Origin of the sequence: Comamonas sp. GB3 AK4-5, from assembly GCF_041320665.1 — a bacterium.
Classification (GTDB): domain Bacteria; phylum Pseudomonadota; class Gammaproteobacteria; order Burkholderiales; family Burkholderiaceae_C; genus Comamonas.
Map to the genome: position 1 here is coordinate 586,930 of NZ_CP166730.1, position 18,296 is coordinate 605,225.

The 18,296-nt window shown below is 57.2% G+C and carries 10 protein-coding genes, 2 tRNA genes and 4 rRNA genes; 13 read left to right on the forward strand and 3 right to left on the reverse strand.

All coding sequences use genetic code 11. The features are described from left to right. Positions 1-25 precede the first annotated feature (25 nt). Together ACA027_RS02610 and ACA027_RS02615 are read right to left on the reverse strand one after the other, a co-directional pair. Positions 26-655, reverse strand: coding sequence for a response regulator (locus ACA027_RS02610; RefSeq protein WP_370680856.1), 630 nt, complete (start codon positions 653-655; stop codon positions 26-28). Next, complete coding sequence (locus tag ACA027_RS02615; RefSeq protein ID WP_370680857.1) at positions 652-1,767, reverse strand: ATP-binding protein; 1,116 nt, start codon at positions 1,765-1,767, stop codon at positions 652-654. Before ACA027_RS02615 ends, ACA027_RS02610 begins: the two co-directional genes overlap by 4 nt. A 171-nt stretch (positions 1,768-1,938) precedes the next feature. On the opposite strand from ACA027_RS02615, the gene ACA027_RS02620 reads away from it, so the two are divergent. The 7 genes from ACA027_RS02620 to ACA027_RS02650 all read left to right on the forward strand — a co-directional run bounded on the left by ACA027_RS02620 (position 1,939) and on the right by ACA027_RS02650 (position 8,423). Next, positions 1,939-2,388, forward strand: a complete 450-nt coding sequence (locus ACA027_RS02620) for a hypothetical protein (protein ID WP_370680858.1) — start codon at positions 1,939-1,941, stop codon at positions 2,386-2,388. A 45-nt stretch (positions 2,389-2,433) separates the two neighbouring features. Next, positions 2,434-2,796 carry a response regulator gene (locus ACA027_RS02625; RefSeq protein ID WP_370680860.1) on the forward strand — a complete coding sequence of 121 codons (363 nt, stop codon included), beginning with the start codon at positions 2,434-2,436 and terminating at the stop codon, positions 2,794-2,796. 30 nt (positions 2,797-2,826) lie between these two features. Then, positions 2,827-4,944, forward strand: coding sequence for a chemotaxis protein CheW (locus ACA027_RS02630; protein ID WP_370680861.1), 2,118 nt, complete (start codon positions 2,827-2,829; stop codon positions 4,942-4,944). Positions 4,945-5,012: 68 nt separating this feature from the next. Further along, positions 5,013-5,498, forward strand: coding sequence for a chemotaxis protein CheW (locus ACA027_RS02635; RefSeq protein ID WP_370680862.1), 486 nt, complete (start codon positions 5,013-5,015; stop codon positions 5,496-5,498). Positions 5,499-5,655: 157 nt separating this feature from the next. Next, on the forward strand, positions 5,656-6,495 hold the full coding sequence (locus ACA027_RS02640) for a CheR family methyltransferase (protein WP_370682498.1): 840 nt from the start codon (positions 5,656-5,658) through the stop codon (positions 6,493-6,495). A 137-nt stretch (positions 6,496-6,632) separates the two neighbouring features. Further along, a complete protein-coding gene (gene cheD, locus ACA027_RS02645; RefSeq protein ID WP_370682499.1) occupies positions 6,633-7,310 on the forward strand; it encodes a chemoreceptor glutamine deamidase CheD in 678 nt (225 codons plus the stop codon). Between the two features lie 15 nt (positions 7,311-7,325). After that, a complete protein-coding gene (locus ACA027_RS02650) occupies positions 7,326-8,423 on the forward strand; it encodes a chemotaxis response regulator protein-glutamate methylesterase (RefSeq protein ID WP_370680863.1) in 1,098 nt (365 codons plus the stop codon). A gap of 217 nt (positions 8,424-8,640) precedes the next feature. Here ACA027_RS02650 and ACA027_RS02655 read toward each other — a convergent pair whose 3' ends face one another. Next, positions 8,641-10,584, reverse strand: coding sequence for an ATP-binding cassette domain-containing protein (locus tag ACA027_RS02655; RefSeq protein ID WP_370680864.1), 1,944 nt, complete (start codon positions 10,582-10,584; stop codon positions 8,641-8,643). 501 nt (positions 10,585-11,085) lie between these two features. On the opposite strand from ACA027_RS02655, the gene ACA027_RS02660 reads away from it, so the two are divergent. The 6 genes from ACA027_RS02660 to ACA027_RS02685 all read left to right on the forward strand — a co-directional run bounded on the left by ACA027_RS02660 (position 11,086) and on the right by ACA027_RS02685 (position 18,255). Continuing rightward, a 16S ribosomal RNA gene (locus ACA027_RS02660) occupies positions 11,086-12,620 on the forward strand. Positions 12,621-12,713: 93 nt separating this feature from the next. Continuing rightward, positions 12,714-12,790: transfer RNA gene (locus ACA027_RS02665), tRNA-Ile, on the forward strand. Between the two features lie 30 nt (positions 12,791-12,820). Beyond that, positions 12,821-12,896, forward strand: a tRNA-Ala gene (locus tag ACA027_RS02670). A 379-nt stretch (positions 12,897-13,275) separates the two neighbouring features. Beyond that, positions 13,276-16,151, forward strand: a 23S ribosomal RNA gene (locus ACA027_RS02675). Positions 16,152-16,276: 125 nt separating this feature from the next. Then, positions 16,277-16,389 (forward strand): 5S ribosomal RNA (gene rrf, locus ACA027_RS02680). A gap of 331 nt (positions 16,390-16,720) precedes the next feature. Continuing rightward, positions 16,721-18,255 (forward strand): 16S ribosomal RNA (locus ACA027_RS02685). The 16S, 23S and 5S rRNA genes sit together here with 2 tRNA genes alongside, the layout of an rRNA operon. Positions 18,256-18,296 lie beyond the last annotated feature (41 nt).

Consider the following 18,296-nt stretch of genomic DNA (forward strand, 5'->3'; position numbering starts at 1 on the left):
TAAAGAGAGTGCCTTCCCCTGGCGCTCACACCAGATTGTTGCGAATGGCGTAGACCGTCAGCTCGGCATTGTTGGCCAGCTGTAGCTTTTCCAGCACGCGGGCGCGGTAGACGCTCACGGTCTTGGGGCTGAGCATCAGCTCTTCGGCAATATCGGTCAGCCGCCGGCCGCTGGCGATTTTTTGCAGCGTCTGCATCTCGCGTTCGGACAGGGTGGAGTGCAGCACTTCGGGCTGGGGTTGGGACAGGCTGTCGGCCAGCATTTGCGCCACTTCGGGCGTCAGGTATTTGCGGCCTTGCATCACCAGGCGCACGGCCTCGATCAGCTGTACCGGGTCGCCGGCCTTGTTGGCATAGCCTTGGGCACCGGCTTTCAGACAGCGCAGCGCATATTGGTCCTCGGGGTACATGGAGACCATGATGACCTTGATCTGCGGGTCGGTCTCGCGCACGCTGGTCAGCACCTCCAGGCCGTTGCGCCCGGGCATGTTGATGTCCAGCAGCAGTACATCGCAGGAGGTGTCGCGCAGGGCCTGGCGCAGCTCGGCATAGCAACCGGCTTCGGCCGTGACACGGATGTCGGTGGCCTCCTGCAAGGTATCCCGGATGCCGCGGCGCAGCACGGCATGGTCATCGCATAGCACTACATCGATCAAGATAACTCCTCTGCTGGGTCAAAATCCGTCCCCGGCGTCAGGGGGATGGAGACGATGATGCTGCTGCCCTGGCCAAGCTGGCTGCTGACATCCAGCCAGCCCCCCACGGTGCGGGCACGCTCGGCCAGGCCGCGCAGGCCAAAGGCCTTGGGTTTGTCGCGCTGCTCGGGGCCGATGCCGCAGCCGTTGTCTCGCACCTCCACGGTGAGCACGCCTTCGGCATCGGACATGTCGATATGCACCGCCGTGGCGGCCGCGTATTTGGCGACATTGGTCAGCGCTTCCTGGGTGGTGCGGTAAGCCACCAGCTGCACGGCCTGAGACAGGGGGGCGCGCAGCGGGTGCAGCAGCAGCGTCACCGGTGTGCCGGTGCGCCGCTCGAAGCCTTCGGCCAGCCACTGGATGGCGGCCGCCAGCCCCTGGTCCAGCACCGGCGGGCGCAGGTTCATCATGATGCGCTGGCTGGCGCCCAGGGCGTGCTGCAGCATTTCCAGCGCGGACTGGGCATGTTCGCCCACGGCTGGCAGAGGCGTTGCATTGCGGGTGATCCAGGCCAGGTCGAACTTCACTGCGGTGAGCGAGCCGCCGATGTCGTCGTGGATTTCACGGGCAATGGCGGTGCGCTCTTGTTCGATCGATGTTTGCAGGTGCTCGGTGAGTTCGGCCAGTCTGCGTTCGGAGGCCGCCAGCTCGGCCACCGCTTGTTCACGGGCGCGCCTGGCCTCATGCACCTCCAGCGCGCGGGTGAGCACATGGGGCAGCCGTGCAATGTCGTCCTTGAGCAGGTAGTCGGAGATGCCTAGACGGATGGCATCGACCGCCGCGGCCTCACCGATCGCTCCGGAAAGCAAGACAAATGGGGGGCAGTGCGGCAACTGCTGGGCAGCTTCCCAAGCCTGGATGGCGGTAAACCCGGGGAGATAGTAGTCCGCGAGCACCAAATCGAACGCTTGGGTCTGTAATTGCTTTAAAAAATCGGGAAGTTGGTCTACGCTCACAACGCTGCAGTTCAGCTGTGCGCGCCGCAATGTCAACGCCGCCAGTCGCTGGTCGGCTTGCGAATCCTCAAGGTGGAGGATCAGGAGGGGTCTATCTGTTGGATTAGTACCCATAAGGAGCGCTATCATAGGATACATCTTGGAACAAACGCGCAGGCTGGCTGGGGCAAGCAGACAGAGAAGACCGGCTGCTTCAGCAGTCAGGCCTGTAACCCATCCTGCGCAGCTTGGGCCCTCAAAAAGCCGCTGTGCCAAGCTTTGCACCTGCCCCTAAATGGAGAAACGATGCATTCAACGCTTATGCCGACTGGAGAACCTGCTGTTCAGGTGCCTGTCATGGTTGCAGCGGAATTGCAGGATTCCCTGTTGGTTGTCATGCGCGACCTTCACCGGTTGGAGGGGCTGCTCAATCATGCCACGTCCAACTTGTTGGAGCGCTTTTCCGAAGCCAATGGTCTGTTGTCGGGCTCTGGCACGATGGAGCGCGACGAGATGGAAGCCGCCCGCCATGCCTTGCGCAGCGCGGTGACGGAGCTGCAGTTTCACGATATGGCTACGCAGCTGATCTGGCATACCACCCAGGTGCTGCAAGGCTGTGCCTTTCGACTGGCATCGGAGACCATGGGCCAGGAAGAAGGGGAAATCCCCGTAGAGCCGGCACAATCCATGATGCCGGAGCGCCCCAACCCCGTTACCCAAAGCGAAATGGACGCTGGGTCGGTGGATTTGTTCTAAGACGCTGTCCTGTTTACCTATTCCAAAGTCAGTTGGAGCCTATACATGCAATCGATCCTCGCTGTAGATGACTCGCCATCCATGCGCAAGATGGTGTCCTTTACCCTGTCCGGCGCGGGCTACAAAGTCGTGGAGGCCGTGGATGGTGTGGACGCACTGGAAAAGGCGGAAGCACAGCAGATTGATCTGGTGCTGGCTGACCAGAACATGCCGCGCCTGGATGGCATCGGCCTGACCAAGAAGCTGCGTGAGCATCCGCGCTTCAAGAACACGCCCATTCTGATCCTGACCACAGAGTCCAGCGACCAGATGAAACAGGCCGGCCGCGCTGCAGGCGCCACGGGCTGGCTGGTCAAGCCGTTCGATCCGAGCCGGCTGATCGAGGTCATTCAAAAAGTCATCCGCTAAAGAGCGGCGCAGGCGAATACAGGAGCCTTCATGGTGGATACACACACAGAGGCTGGCGGGGGCGCAGATTTTGACCTCACCCAGTTCTATCAAATCTTCTTCGAAGAAGCGGGGGAGAACCTCGATCAGATGGAGCAGATGCTGCTCAATCTGGATCTTTCGGCCGCGAATGACGAAGAGCTCAACGGCATCTTTCGCTGCGCCCACTCCATCAAGGGTGGCTCCGCAACTTTCGGTTTTACCGATGTAGCCGAGCTGACCCACAAGATGGAGTCGCTGCTGGATCGGCTGCGCCGCCATGAAATCACGCCCATCCCGGAAATGGTGGACGTGTTGCTCGAGTCTGCGGATGCGTCGCGCAGTCTGCTGGCACGTCACCAGGCTGGCGGCGAGGGCGAGACCATGTCCACCACGGACCTGGTGCGCCGCATTACCGAGCTGGCTGCAGGCAATGGGCCGGCGCCAGTCGCCGCTGCCGCGCCTGCGCCTGTTGCAGCGCCGGTTGCAGCTCCTGCTCCTGTAGCCGCACCGGCCGTGGCCGTGCCTGCAGGCACGCGTGCGCTGGAAATTCGCATCGGCCCCATGGACAACCTCGATCTGGCCGATGCCATCAAGGAGTTGTTTCGCGATATCCCGGGCCTGGGAACGATTGAAGACCTGCCTTGCGCCGATACCGGTTGCCGCCTGTTCAGTGTGCAGACACAGTCGACCGATGACGACCTGCTGGATTTGTTTGCCTTCCATGTGGCCAAGGAGCAGGTGCAGATTCGCAGCCTGACGGCCCAGGCCGCAGCGGCTCCCGTGGCGGAGCCCGCTGTCGCCGAAGCCAGCGCGGAATTGCCTGCGCAGGCCGCGGTGGCTGCGGGCAGCGAAATAGCCGGTGGCAATTTCGGCATCTTCCCTGGCTCCCCGGGCGACCCACAGGCCCGTACCGCCCCGGCCAAGCCTGCTGCTGCGGCCAAGCCCGCCATGGCTGCCGCGATGGAGTCCACCAGCATCCGCGTGGCCCTGGGCAAGGTCGATCAGCTGATCAATCTGGCCGGCGAACTGGTGATCACCCAGGCCATGCTGGCGCAGAACAGCCGGGCCCTGGATCCGGCCGCCAACCAGCAACTGCTGGCGGGACTGGCCGATCTGGATCGCAACACGCGCGACCTGCAGGAATGCGTGATGTCGATCCGCATGATTCCCATGTCCACGGTGTTCAGCCGCTTTCCGCGCATGCTGCGGGATCTGGCGAACAAAATGGGCAAAAAGTTCGACCTTGTGCTGCAGGGCGAAGCCACCGAGCTGGACAAAGGTCTGGTGGAAAAGATCACCGATCCGTTGACCCACCTGGTGCGCAACTCGCTGGACCACGGCATTGAAATGCCAGAGCAGCGCTTGGCATCGGGCAAGTCCGAAGCCGGTACCCTGACGCTGGCGGCCTCACACCAAGGCGGCTCCATCGTCATCGAGGTGCGTGACGACGGCAAGGGCATGAACCGCGAAAAGATTCTGCGCAAGGCCCGTGAGCGCGGCATGGATGTGCCGGACACCATCCAGGACAGCGATGTCTGGCAACTGATCTTCGCGCCAGGCTTCTCTACGGCTGATGTGGTGACCGATGTGTCCGGCCGTGGCGTGGGCATGGACGTGGTGAAGAAAAATATCACTGCCCTGAACGGCTCGGTGGAAATCGACTCCGCCGAAGGCGTGGGCATGCGCGTGGCCATTCGCCTGCCGCTGACCCTGGCCATCATGGACGGCATGTCCGTGGGTGTGGGCAAGGAGGTCTACATCCTGCCGCTGTCTTCGGTGGTGGAGTCCTTCCAGGTCAACCCGGACGATGTCAACACCGTGGCGCAGGGCTCGCAGCTGGTCAAGGTGCGCGATGAATACATGCCCGTGATCGCCATGGAAAAGATCTTCCATGTGCCGCGGGCAGAGAATGAAAAGAGCAGCGACATCATGGTGGTCGTCGAATCCGACGGTAGCCGGGTGGCGTTGCTGGTGGACGAACTCCTGGGGCAACATCAAGTGGTGGTGAAGAACCTGGAGTCCAACTACCGCAAGGTGCCCAATGTGTCCGGGGCCACCATCCTCGGTGATGGCACGGTGGCCTTGATTCTGGACACGATCAGCCTGGTCAATCGGGCGCGCTATTGACGGGGCCTGACCTCTAACACACCAAGGCATGACCGCCGCACAAGGCGGATCGGCCAGGAGAAAATGCAATGAACATAGGCAAAAACGCTGGCGCTGCAGCCACTGGGACGCGCGAGTACCTGACTTTCCGTTTGGGCCAGGAAGAGTACGGCATCGACATCCTGAAGGTGCAGGAAATCCGTGGCTACGAGCAGCCCACGCGCATCGCCAATGCGCCGGAATTCATCAAGGGCGTGGTCAATCTGCGCGGCACCATCGTGCCCATCGTGGACATGCGCCTGAAGTTCAACTGCTCGGAAGTGGAATACAACACTTTTACGGTGGTGATCATTCTGAACCTGCGCAACCGCGTGGTGGGCATCGTGGTCGACTCGGTCAGCGATGTGATGGAGCTGGCGCCGGAAGCGGTGCGCGCGGCCCCCGATATCGAAAGCGCCATCGACAACGGCTGCATTCTGGGTCTGGGCTCGGTGGGCGAGCGCATGCTCATCCTGCTGGACATCGAAAAGCTCATGTCCAATGTCGACATGGGCTTGGTGGCGCCGGCCGAGTAAGGGGCCGGGCGCGGGCCTGATTCCTTTGCCAGCGGCCCGCCTTCGGTGGGCTGTTGATTTTGGACGCCCGACATTGGGCGTTGGCTTTGTTTTATCCCTGTGAGCCATGCGTACTTCTGCTTCTTTGCTGTCCTCGGATGCCGCTCCGTCATCGCCCATGCCGGGTTCCATGGGAGGCGCAGCGGTGCAGCGTGAGTTCGCATGGACCAATGCGGACTTCACCCGCGTCCAGGCGCTGATCTATAAACATGCCGGCATCAGCTTGCATGACGGCAAGCACGCCATGGTCTACAGCCGCCTTTCCCGGCGTCTGCGCGATACCCGCAATGACAGCTTCGACGGCTATCTGTCCTGGCTGGAGAAGCAACCCAGCGATGCTCCGGAATGGCAGGAATTCGTCAACGCGCTGACCACCAATCTGACCTCGTTTTTCCGCGAGCAGCATCACTTCGAAATCTTTGCCCAGCATTTGCGCAGCCGGCCTTCCAATGCCTGGAAAGTGTGGTGCAACGCTGCATCCACGGGCGAAGAGCCGTATTCCATCGTGATGACGGCCATGGAGTCTTTGGGGGCGAATGGGCAATTCAAGCTGATGGCCAGCGATATCGACTCCAAGGTGCTGGCAACTGCCTCGGCCGGGGTCTACCGCCTGGAAAACGTCAAGAACCTGAGCCAGGAGCGCCTGCGGCGCTTCTTCATGAAGGGCAAGGGCAACAACGAAGGCATGGTGCGCGTCAAGCCTGAGATGCGGCGCATGATCGACTTTCTTCAGGTCAACCTGATTCGGGATGACTGGCCCTTCCAGGAGCCCTTTGATGTGGTGTTCTGCCGCAACGTGATGATTTATTTTGATGCGCCCACGCAGCGGCGTGTGCTGGAGAAGATCCATCGCGTGCTCAAACCCGGGGGTATGCTGTTTGTGGGACATGCCGAGAACTTCAGCGAGTCGCGTGATCTCTTCACCTTGCGCGGCAAGACCGTGTATGAGCGCCGCTGAACAGGCAACGCCAGTTATTGGAACAAAGGTCCACCATGAACCCTCTGCGAAAAGGCGTGCCTATGTCGTCCAATCCCCTGGAAAGTAGCTGGGGGGGCTCGATGGCTCGGGGCGAGCGCCGAGGCCCTGTCCCGAAGATGGCCCCGGTCAGCGCTCCCGTTTTTCACAAGCCTGCTGCCAGCCAGCCGCCTGCGCCTCCGTCTTCGCTGGAGGCACTCAAGCGCCGCACGCCCAAGCCGGGTGAGGCTTCTTTTTTCTACTTCGATCCGCACTTCCAGTTCAATGCCGTCAAGGTGTTGCCCGGTGAGTACTTTGTGACCAGCGAGAACATGGCCATCGTCACGGTGCTGGGCTCGTGCATTGCCGCCTGCCTGTGGGACAGCTCCTTGAATGTGGGAGGCATGAATCATTTCATGCTGCCTGATGGCGATGCGGGTGACGTCTCTGGTCGCTATGGCTCCTACGCCATGGAGCTGCTGATCAATGAGATGATGAAGCTGGGTGCACGCCGTGAGAGCATGCAGGCCAAAATTTTTGGCGGCGGCGCGGTGATGGCCAACTTCACCACCATGAATGTGGGCGAGCGCAACACCGACTTCGTTACCCAATATCTGAATACCGAGCGCATTCCCATCGTCTCCGAGGATGTGCTCGACATCTATCCGCGCAAGGTGGTGTATTTCCCGACTACGGGAAAGGCGCTGGTGAAACGCCTGGCCCACGCTCACCCCGAAGAGTTGGTGGCGCAGGAGCGTCGAGGCAATGCGGCCACGGTGGCAAAGAGCAATGCCGGCGGCAGCGTAGACCTGTTTTGAGAGAGGTTTGAGGGAATGAATCGGAAAATCAAGGTGATTGTGGTGGATGACTCGGCGCTGGTACGCAGCCTGCTGGCCGAAATCATCAACCGTCAGCCGGACATGGAATGCATTGGCACGGCCAATGATCCGCTGATTGCGCGGGAAATGATCCGTGAGCTCAACCCTGACGTGATCACGCTGGACGTGGAAATGCCCCGCATGGATGGCATCGACTTCCTCGGACGACTGATGCGGCTGCGCCCCATGCCGGTGCTGATGATCTCCACGCTGACTGAGCGCGGCGCGGAAGTGACCATGCGTGCGCTGGAGCTGGGGGCGGTGGACTTTGTGGCCAAGCCCCGCGTGGGCGTGGCCAACGGCTTGCAGGATCTGGCCCACCAGATCGTGGACAAGATCCGGGTGGCGGCTGTGGCCCAGGTGCACCGTGCCGTGCCTGCTGCCAATCCCGCGCTGACCCCTGCAAACAAGGGTGCTGCACCGGTGTCGTCGGCCACGCTGCTGGGGCGCTTGTCCACAGAAAAAATCATCGCCATCGGCGCCTCTACGGGCGGGACCGAGGCCATCAAGGAAGTGCTGGTGCAGATGCCGGCCGATGCACCGGCCATCGTCATCACCCAGCATATGCCGCCGGGCTTTACCACCAGCTTTGCTGCGCGTCTGAACGGGCTGTGCCAGATCACGGTCAAGGAGGCGGTGAATGGCGAGCGCATTTTGCCGGGTCATGCCTATATCGCACCGGGTGGCAAACAGTTCGCCATTGCGCGCAGCGGTGCCAATTATGTGGCGGTGGTCAATGACGACCCTCCGGTCAATCGCCACAAGCCTTCGGTAGAAGTGCTGTTCAAGTCCGTTGCTGCCTGTGTGGCGCGCAATGCCTACGGCGTGATGCTGACGGGCATGGGGGCGGACGGTGCCGTCGCCATGCGCGAGATGAAGGACGCGGGCAGCTACAACTATGTGCAGGACGAGGCCAGCTGCATCGTCTTCGGCATGCCGCGCGAAGCGATTGCCCATGGAGCGGCCGATGAGGTGCTGCCGCTGACGCAGATTGCCTCGGCCTTGCTGGGCAAGCTGCGCACCGCGCCTGACCATGTGCGTCACCGCATCTGAGTCTTTCGCTGTGTGGTGACCAAGGAGCCGCATGCCAGCGCATGCAGGCTCCTTTTTTTGCCTGCTCTCGCCAGGGCGCAGGCCCGGGATAAATAAAAAAGGAGCGCCTATAGCTTGTGCTACTTGCATCTCAGTGCTGTAAGCGCCGAAGATGCAGCAGACATTAGCTATGGGTGCTCCTGTTTTTAAAACGCTTCAGCGCTCCTGCGCTAGGCGCTCAGTTGGAAGACAGTTGCTCCCAGCGCTCCAGGGCTGTCATCAGGGCGGCTTCGATTTCGCCTTCGCGTTGGTGCAGCTGTACGGCCTGGGCATTGTCGCGGGCGTAGATGCCAGGGTCGGCCAGCTGCTCGCGAATGCCGGCCTGTTCGGCTTCCAGCGCCGCAATCTGTGCAGGCAGTTGGTCCAGCTCGCGCTGCTCCTTGTAGTTGAGCTTGCGCTTGGCGACAGAAGGCACTGGGGCAGCAGGTGCTTCGGCGGGTGCAGGCGCCGCATCCTTGCTTGCCTGTTTGGGCGTGGCTGCTTTGGCGGCTTGTGCCGCTGCGGCCTTGCTGCGCTTGGACTGGACCAGCCAGTCCTGCACGCCGCCTTCGTATTCGCGCCACTTGCCATCGCCTTCATGGGCAATGGTGCTGGTGACCACATTGTTCAGAAAGGTGCGGTCGTGGCTGACCAAGAACACCGTGCCGTCATAGTTCTGCAGCAGGTCTTCCAGCAGCTCCAGGGTGTCAATGTCCAGGTCATTGGTGGGCTCGTCCAATACCAGCACATTGGTTGGGCGGGCAAACAAGCGTGCCAGCAGCAGTCGATTGCGCTCGCCGCCCGAGAGGCTGCGCACGGGCGAATGGGCCCGCGCCGGCGAGAACAGGAAGTCACCCAGATAGCTCTTCACATGCTTGCGCTGGTTGCCAATCTCGATCCATTCGCTGCCGGGGCTGATGAAGTCCTCCAGCGTGGCATCCAGATCGAGCGCATTGCGCATCTGGTCGAAGTAGGCGACGGTGATGTTGGTGCCCTGGCGCACCGTGCCCCAGGGGCTGTCACCTGGCTCGGGTGCTGGCGCATTCGCTGGTGCCGGATCGGGCTGCAGCTGGCCAAGAATGAGCTTGAGCAGCGTGGTCTTGCCGGCGCCGTTTGGCCCCAGCAGGCCAATCTTGTCTCCTCGCAAAATGGTGGCGCTGAAGTCATCCACGATCAGGCGCTCACCAAAGGCCTTGCTGACATGGGTGAGTTCGGCCACCAGCTTGCCGCTCTTGTCGCCGCTGCTGACATCCATCTTCACATTGCCTTGGGCCGTGCGGCGGGCCGCATGCTCGGCACGCAGTTCCTGCAGGCGAACGATGCGGGCCGTGGCGCGGGTGCGGCGGGCTTCCACGCCCTTGCGGATCCAGACTTCTTCTTGAGCCAGCAGCTTGTCGGCCTTGGCGTTGATCACGGCCTCTTGCGCCAGTTGTTCAGCCTTGTTGGTGACATAGGCGGCGAAGTTGCCGGGGTAGGACGTCAAATGGCCTCGGTCCAGCTCCACGATGCGGGTGGCTACGTTGTCCAGGAAAGAGCGGTCGTGGGTAATCAGCACAATGGAGCCCTTGAACTCCTTGAGCAGGCCTTCCAGCCATTCAATAGAGTCCAGGTCCAAGTGGTTGGTAGGTTCGTCAAGCAGCAGCACATCGGGCTCGGTCACCAGTGCCTGCGCGAGGGCCACGCGCTTGCGCACGCCTCCAGACAGATTGCCCACCAAAGCTTGGGCATCCAAATGCAGGCGCTGCAGCGTTTCCTCTACGCGCTGCTCCCAATTCCACGCGTTCTGCGCTTCAATGCGGGATTGCAGCGCATCGAGGTCCACATCCTCTGCGCCTGACAGGTATTGATCTCGCAGCGCGGCCACTTCGGCCAGGCCCTGCGAGGCCGACTCAAACACCGTGTGCTCCGGGTTCAAATCAGGCTCTTGCGCGACATACGCAATGCGCACACCCGTTTGCAGCTGTAGTTGGCCATCGTCTGCATGCACCAGGCCCCCTAAAATTTTCAGCAGCGACGACTTGCCTGCGCCGTTGCGACCGATAAGACCTACGCGTTCGTTGGTCTCCAGAGAAAAGCTGGCGTGATCCAGCAGTGCCACATGCCCGAATGCGAGCTGTGCGTCCAATAAGGTGATGAGTGCCATGTTGCCTGCATTATCCAAGGCAGCGCACGGCGCTGCCTTGGACAAGCACCGGCTTCTGCCGGTGCTTGTTCTGAAGTTGAGGGATAACCCTGATTTGCTGTGCTATGATCCGTCTCCTCTTGAACGAGCCGCTCTATGCAGCAAGCCAAGAGAGTCTTGAAAAGTTCTCGAACATCTCTGAATTTCGATGTACAATGCAAGGCTTCGCTACCAAGAGATGTTTTTCTCGGAGGCGAAAAGATCAAAAATTCTTTGATCTGCACGATGAAAGTTGTGCTACAATACAAGGCTTCGCTGATCGCAGCGAGTCAAGCTTGGAGGCCTGGTGGTTTTTGAGTGGATTCATTAAAAATGTACAGCCGATAAGCGTGGGCGTTTGAAGGCGATTGCCAAGTTCTTTGGAACTAAAACAAACGCTCACAAAAACAGTAATGAGGAAAGAGAAATCTTTCTTGATTCCGTCAAGTGAGTGAGTAGTCGAAAGACTTTAAATTCAAGATCGAACTGTAGAGTTTGATCCTGGCTCAGATTGAACGCTGGCGGCATGCTTTACACATGCAAGTCGAACGGCAGCACGGACTTCGGTCTGGTGGCGAGTGGCGAACGGGTGAGTAATACATCGGAACGTGCCCAGTTGTGGGGGATAACTACTCGAAAGAGTGGCTAATACCGCATGAGAACTGAGGTTGAAAGCAGGGGACCGCAAGGCCTTGCGCAACTGGAGCGGCCGATGGCAGATTAGGTAGTTGGTGGGGTAAAGGCTTACCAAGCCTGCGATCTGTAGCTGGTCTGAGAGGACGACCAGCCACACTGGGACTGAGACACGGCCCAGACTCCTACGGGAGGCAGCAGTGGGGAATTTTGGACAATGGGCGAAAGCCTGATCCAGCAATGCCGCGTGCAGGATGAAGGCCCTCGGGTTGTAAACTGCTTTTGTACGGAACGAAAAGCCTTTTTCTAATAAAGAGAGGTCATGACGGTACCGTAAGAATAAGCACCGGCTAACTACGTGCCAGCAGCCGCGGTAATACGTAGGGTGCAAGCGTTAATCGGAATTACTGGGCGTAAAGCGTGCGCAGGCGGTTTTGTAAGACAGTGGTGAAATCCCCGGGCTCAACCTGGGAACTGCCATTGTGACTGCAAGGCTGGAGTGCGGCAGAGGGGGATGGAATTCCGCGTGTAGCAGTGAAATGCGTAGATATGCGGAGGAACACCGATGGCGAAGGCAATCCCCTGGGCCTGCACTGACGCTCATGCACGAAAGCGTGGGGAGCAAACAGGATTAGATACCCTGGTAGTCCACGCCCTAAACGATGTCAACTGGTTGTTGGGTCTTAACTGACTCAGTAACGAAGCTAACGCGTGAAGTTGACCGCCTGGGGAGTACGGCCGCAAGGTTGAAACTCAAAGGAATTGACGGGGACCCGCACAAGCGGTGGATGATGTGGTTTAATTCGATGCAACGCGAAAAACCTTACCCACCTTTGACATGTACGGAATCCTTTAGAGATAGAGGAGTGCTCGAAAGAGAGCCGTAACACAGGTGCTGCATGGCTGTCGTCAGCTCGTGTCGTGAGATGTTGGGTTAAGTCCCGCAACGAGCGCAACCCTTGCCATTAGTTGCTACATTTAGTTGAGCACTCTAATGGGACTGCCGGTGACAAACCGGAGGAAGGTGGGGATGACGTCAAGTCCTCATGGCCCTTATAGGTGGGGCTACACACGTCATACAATGGCTGGTACAAAGGGTTGCCAACCCGCGAGGGGGAGCTAATCCCATAAAGCCAGTCGTAGTCCGGATCGCAGTCTGCAACTCGACTGCGTGAAGTCGGAATCGCTAGTAATCGTGGATCAGAATGTCACGGTGAATACGTTCCCGGGTCTTGTACACACCGCCCGTCACACCATGGGAGCGGGTCTCGCCAGAAGTAGGTAGCCTAACCGCAAGGAGGGCGCTTACCACGGCGGGGTTCGTGACTGGGGTGAAGTCGTAACAAGGTAGCCGTATCGGAAGGTGCGGCTGGATCACCTCCTTTCTGGAAAACAGAGCAATCAAGTTTGAACGTCCACACTTATCGGTTGTTGGAACAAGCCGCAAGGCTGCAAAGAGATTTGCGGCGTTGAGGAATGGGTCTGTAGCTCAGCTGGTTAGAGCACTGTGTTGATAACGCAGGGGTCGTTGGTTCGAGCCCAACTAGACCCACCATCAAATTCCAATGCCAGTGCAGAGGATCCCGGGGGATTAGCTCAGCTGGGAGAGCACCTGCTTTGCAAGCAGGGGGTCGTCGGTTCGATCCCGTCATCCTCCACCAACGAAAACTGCGCCTGAGAAGGTGCTACAATCGTTGGCTTCGCACTGAAAAGCGTTTAATACAAAAGCAGTCTTGCAAAGACTGCTTTTGTATTGATCGACACGATCAATAGGCTGTTCTTTAAAAATTCATAGAGTCGAAATCAGCGTTGCTGGTGGAAAGCGAAGTCGAAAGATATTCGCACCGTGCCGCCAGCAACATTTTGATTGCGTCAAAACAGATATTTTGCGAATGCGAAATTATCTAGTAATGACGAATATCTCCAAGATAGCAATATCGAGGAATTATTCACATTACGGCATAACGCGTGAGGTGAGAGACCTCACAAGTCTTTGAACACCGAAATGGCGATCTCTAGCGATAGAGGTCAAAGTTATAGGGTCAAGTGACTAAGAGCATGTGGTGGATGCCTTGGCGATTACAGGCGACGAAAGACGTGATAGCCTGCGATAAGCTTCGGGGAGCTGGCAAATAAGCTTTGATCCGGAGATTTCTGAATGGGGAAACCCACCCGCAAGGGTATCGCATACTGAATACATAGGTATGCGAGGCGAACCTGGAGAACTGAAACATCTAAGTACCCAGAGGAAAAGACATCAACCGAGATTCCGATAGTAGTGGCGAGCGAATTCGGAACAGCCTTCTAGTGATAGTCGATTGGTTAACAAAACGGAATGGAAAGTCCGGCCATAGTGGGTGATAGCCCCGTATGTGAAAACCGAACGGTGGTACTAAGCTAGAGAAAAGTAGGGCGGGGCACGAGAAACCTTGTCTGAATATGGGGGGACCATCCTCCAAGGCTAAATACTCGTAATCGACCGATAGTGAACCAGTACCGTGAGGGAAAGGCGAAAAGAACCCCGGGAGGGGAGTGAAATAGATCCTGAAACCGCATGCTTACAAAAAGTAGGAGCCCTAAGGGGTGACTGCGTACCTTTTGTATAATGGGTCAGCGACTTACATTCAGTGGCAAGCTTAACCGAATAGGGGAGGCGTAGAGAAATCGAGTCCGAATAGGGCGTCCAGTCGCTGGGTGTAGACCCGAAACCAAGTGATCTATCCATGGCCAGGATGAAGGTGCCGTAACAGGTACTGGAGGTCCGAACCGACTGATGTTGCAAAATCAGCGGATGAGCTGTGGATAGGGGTGAAAGGCTAAACAAACTTGGAAATAGCTGGTTCTCTCCGAAAACTATTTAGGTAGTGCCTCAAGTATTACCGTCGGGGGTAGAGCACTGTTTAGGCTAGGGGGTCATGGCGACTTACCAAACCTATGCAAACTCCGAATACCGACGAGTACAGCTTGGGAGACAGAGCACCGGGTGCTAACGTCCGGACTCAAGAGGGAAACAACCCAGACCGCCAGCTAAGGTCCCTAAAATTGGCTAAGTGGGAAACGAAGTGGGAAGGCTAAAACAGTCAGGATGTTGGCTTAGAAGCAGCCATCATTTAAAGAAAGCGTAATAGCTCACTGATCGAGTCGTCCTGCGCGGAAGATGTAACGGGGCTAAGCCAGTTACCGAAGCTGCGGATGTGCAATTTATTGCACGTGGTAGGAGAGCGTTCTGTAAGCCTGTGAAGGTGCCTGGAGACGGGTGCTGGAGGTATCAGAAGTGCGAATGCTGACATGAGTAGCGTTAAAGGGGGTGAAAAGCCCCCTCGCCGTAAGCGCAAGGTTTCCTACGCAACGTTCATCGGCGTAGGGTGAGTCGGCCCCTAAGGCGAGGCAGAGATGCGTAGCTGATGGGAAACAGGTCAATATTCCTGTACCGATCAATAGTGCGATGTGGGGACGGAGAAGGTTAGCTCAGCCAACTGTTGGATATGTTGGTTCAAGCCTGTAGTCGTGCCTGGTAGGCAAATCCGCCGGGCTTAGATGAGGGGTGATAACGAGTGTGCTTGCACACGAAGTGAGTGATACCCTGCTTCCAGGAAAAGCCACTAAGCTTCAGCTATTGACGACCGTACCGCAAACCGACACTGGTGCGCGAGATGAGTATTCTAAGGCGCTTGAGAGAACTCAGGAGAAGGAACTCGGCAAATTGATACCGTAACTTCGGGAGAAGGTATGCCCCAAGTAAGTGAAGTTGAACAAACGGAGCTAAAAGGGGTTGCAAAAAATCGGTGGCTGCGACTGTTTAATAAAAACACAGCACTCTGCAAACACGAAAGTGGACGTATAGGGTGTGACGCCTGCCCGGTGCTGGAAGATTAAATGATGGGGTGCAAGCTCTTGATTGAAGTCCCAGTAAACGGCGGCCGTAACTATAACGGTCCTAAGGTAGCGAAATTCCTTGTCGGGTAAGTTCCGACCTGCACGAATGGCGTAACGATGGCCACACTGTCTCCTCCTGAGACTCAGCGAAGTTGAAATGTTTGTGATGATGCAATCTCCCCGCGGAAAGACGGAAAGACCCCATGAACCTTTACTGTAGCTTTGTATTGGACTTTGAACGGATCTGTGTAGGATAGGTGGGAGGCTTTGAAGCCAGGACGCTAGTTCTGGTGGAGCCAACGTTGAAATACCACCCTGGTGCGTTTGAGGTTCTAACCTAGGTCCATTATCTGGATCGGGGACAGTGCATGGTAGGCAGTTTGACTGGGGCGGTCTCCTCCCAAAGCGTAACGGAGGAGTTCGAAGGTACGCTAGTTACGGTCGGACATCGTGACGATAGTGCAATGGCATAAGCGTGCTTAACTGCGAGACTGACAAGTCGAGCAGATGCGAAAGCAGGACATAGTGATCCGGTGGTTCTGTATGGAAGGGCCATCGCTCAACGGATAAAAGGTACTCTGGGGATAACAGGCTGATACCGCCCAAGAGTTCATATCGACGGCGGTGTTTGGCACCTCGATGTCGGCTCATCTCATCCTGGGGCTGTAGTCGGTCCCAAGGGTATGGCTGTTCGCCATTTAAAGAGGTACGTGAGCTGGGTTTAAAACGTCGTGAGACAGTTTGGTCCCTATCTTCCGTGGGCGTTGCAGATTTGAGGAAGCCTGCTCCTAGTACGAGAGGACCGGAGTGGACACACCTCTGGTGTACCTGTTGTCACGCCAGTGGCATCGCAGGGTAGCTACGTGTGGAAGAGATAACCGCTGAAAGCATCTAAGCGGGAAACTCGTTTCAAGATGAGATCTGCCGGGGCCCTGAGCCCCCTGAAGGGTCGTTGTAGACCACGACGTTGATAGGCTGGGTGTGGAAGCGCAGTAATGCGTTAAGCTAACCAGTACTAATTGCCCGAGAGGCTTGACCCTATAACTTTGACTGCCATGCAGTTCAGACTAGTTATGCCAAGTTTTACGCAATCAAGATAATCGCTGATTAAAGACTCTATGAATTTGAGTTGTAGATAGGAATATCTGCAGCTTTACAAGTTATGCCTGATGACCATAGCGATTTGGTACCACTCCTTCCCATCCCGAACAGGACAGTGAAACGAATTTGCGCCGATGATAGTGCGGGTTCCCGTGTGAAAGTAGGTCATCGTCAGGCTCTTACGCCAAAACGCCCGGCAAGCTGCCGGGCGTTTTCTTCTCCCTCCTGAATCAGGGGTGAAAAGAAAACGTGAAAATGTTTTAAAAGCGCAATGAAAGTTGTGCTACAATACAAGGCTTCGCTGATCGCAGCGAGTCAAGCTTGAAGGCCTGGTGGTTTTTGAGTGGATTCATTAAAAATGTACAGCCGATAAGCGTGGGCGTTTGAAGGCGATTGCCAAGTTCTTTGGAACTAAAACAAACGCTCACAAAAACAGTAATGAGGAAAGAGAAATCTTTCTTGATTCCGTCAAGTGAGTGAGTAGTCGAAAGACTTTAAATTCAAGATCGAACTGTAGAGTTTGATCCTGGCTCAGATTGAACGCTGGCGGCATGCTTTACACATGCAAGTCGAACGGCAGCACGGACTTCGGTCTGGTGGCGAGTGGCGAACGGGTGAGTAATACATCGGAACGTGCCCAGTTGTGGGGGATAACTACTCGAAAGAGTGGCTAATACCGCATGAGAACTGAGGTTGAAAGCAGGGGACCGCAAGGCCTTGCGCAACTGGAGCGGCCGATGGCAGATTAGGTAGTTGGTGGGGTAAAGGCTTACCAAGCCTGCGATCTGTAGCTGGTCTGAGAGGACGACCAGCCACACTGGGACTGAGACACGGCCCAGACTCCTACGGGAGGCAGCAGTGGGGAATTTTGGACAATGGGCGAAAGCCTGATCCAGCAATGCCGCGTGCAGGATGAAGGCCCTCGGGTTGTAAACTGCTTTTGTACGGAACGAAAAGCCTTTTTCTAATAAAGAGAGGTCATGACGGTACCGTAAGAATAAGCACCGGCTAACTACGTGCCAGCAGCCGCGGTAATACGTAGGGTGCAAGCGTTAATCGGAATTACTGGGCGTAAAGCGTGCGCAGGCGGTTTTGTAAGACAGTGGTGAAATCCCCGGGCTCAACCTGGGAACTGCCATTGTGACTGCAAGGCTGGAGTGCGGCAGAGGGGGATGGAATTCCGCGTGTAGCAGTGAAATGCGTAGATATGCGGAGGAACACCGATGGCGAAGGCAATCCCCTGGGCCTGCACTGACGCTCATGCACGAAAGCGTGGGGAGCAAACAGGATTAGATACCCTGGTAGTCCACGCCCTAAACGATGTCAACTGGTTGTTGGGTCTTAACTGACTCAGTAACGAAGCTAACGCGTGAAGTTGACCGCCTGGGGAGTACGGCCGCAAGGTTGAAACTCAAAGGAATTGACGGGGACCCGCACAAGCGGTGGATGATGTGGTTTAATTCGATGCAACGCGAAAAACCTTACCCACCTTTGACATGTACGGAATCCTTTAGAGATAGAGGAGTGCTCGAAAGAGAGCCGTAACACAGGTGCTGCATGGCTGTCGTCAGCTCGTGTCGTGAGATGTTGGGTTAAGTCCCGCAACGAGCGCAACCCTTGCCATTAGTTGCTACATTTAGTTGAGCACTCTAATGGGACTGCCGGTGACAAACCGGAGGAAGGTGGGGATGACGTCAAGTCCTCATGGCCCTTATAGGTGGGGCTACACACGTCATACAATGGCTGGTACAAAGGGTTGCCAACCCGCGAGGGGGAGCTAATCCCATAAAGCCAGTCGTAGTCCGGATCGCAGTCTGCAACTCGACTGCGTGAAGTCGGAATCGCTAGTAATCGTGGATCAGAATGTCACGGTGAATACGTTCCCGGGTCTTGTACACACCGCCCGTCACACCATGGGAGCGGGTCTCGCCAGAAGTAGGTAGCCTAACCGCAAGGAGGGCGCTTACCACGGCGGGGTTCGTGACTGGGGTGAAGTCGTAACAAGGTAGCCGTATCGGAAGGTGCGGCTGGATCACCTCCTTTCTGGAAAACAGAGCAATCAAGTTTGAACGTCCACACTTATC

Bases quoted from the DNA above. Each gene is read 5' to 3' on its own strand.
- ACA027_RS02625 (WP_370680860.1), top strand. From the start codon at position 2,434: ATGCAATCGATCCTCGCTGTAGATGACTCGCCATCCATGCGCAAGATG.
- ACA027_RS02635 (WP_370680862.1), top strand. From the start codon at position 5,013: ATGAACATAGGCAAAAACGCTGGCGCTGCAGCCACTGGGACGCGCGAG.
- ACA027_RS02630 (WP_370680861.1), top strand. From the start codon at position 2,827: ATGGTGGATACACACACAGAGGCTGGCGGGGGCGCAGATTTTGACCTC.
- cheD (WP_370682499.1), top strand. From the start codon at position 6,633: ATGGCCCCGGTCAGCGCTCCCGTTTTTCACAAGCCTGCTGCCAGCCAG.
- ACA027_RS02615 (WP_370680857.1), bottom strand. From the start codon at position 1,767: ATGGGTACTAATCCAACAGATAGACCCCTCCTGATCCTCCACCTTGAG.
- ACA027_RS02640 (WP_370682498.1), top strand. From the start codon at position 5,656: ATGCCGGGTTCCATGGGAGGCGCAGCGGTGCAGCGTGAGTTCGCATGG.
- ACA027_RS02650 (WP_370680863.1), top strand. From the start codon at position 7,326: ATGAATCGGAAAATCAAGGTGATTGTGGTGGATGACTCGGCGCTGGTA.
- ACA027_RS02620 (WP_370680858.1), top strand. From the start codon at position 1,939: ATGCATTCAACGCTTATGCCGACTGGAGAACCTGCTGTTCAGGTGCCT.
- ACA027_RS02655 (WP_370680864.1), bottom strand. From the start codon at position 10,584: ATGGCACTCATCACCTTATTGGACGCACAGCTCGCATTCGGGCATGTG.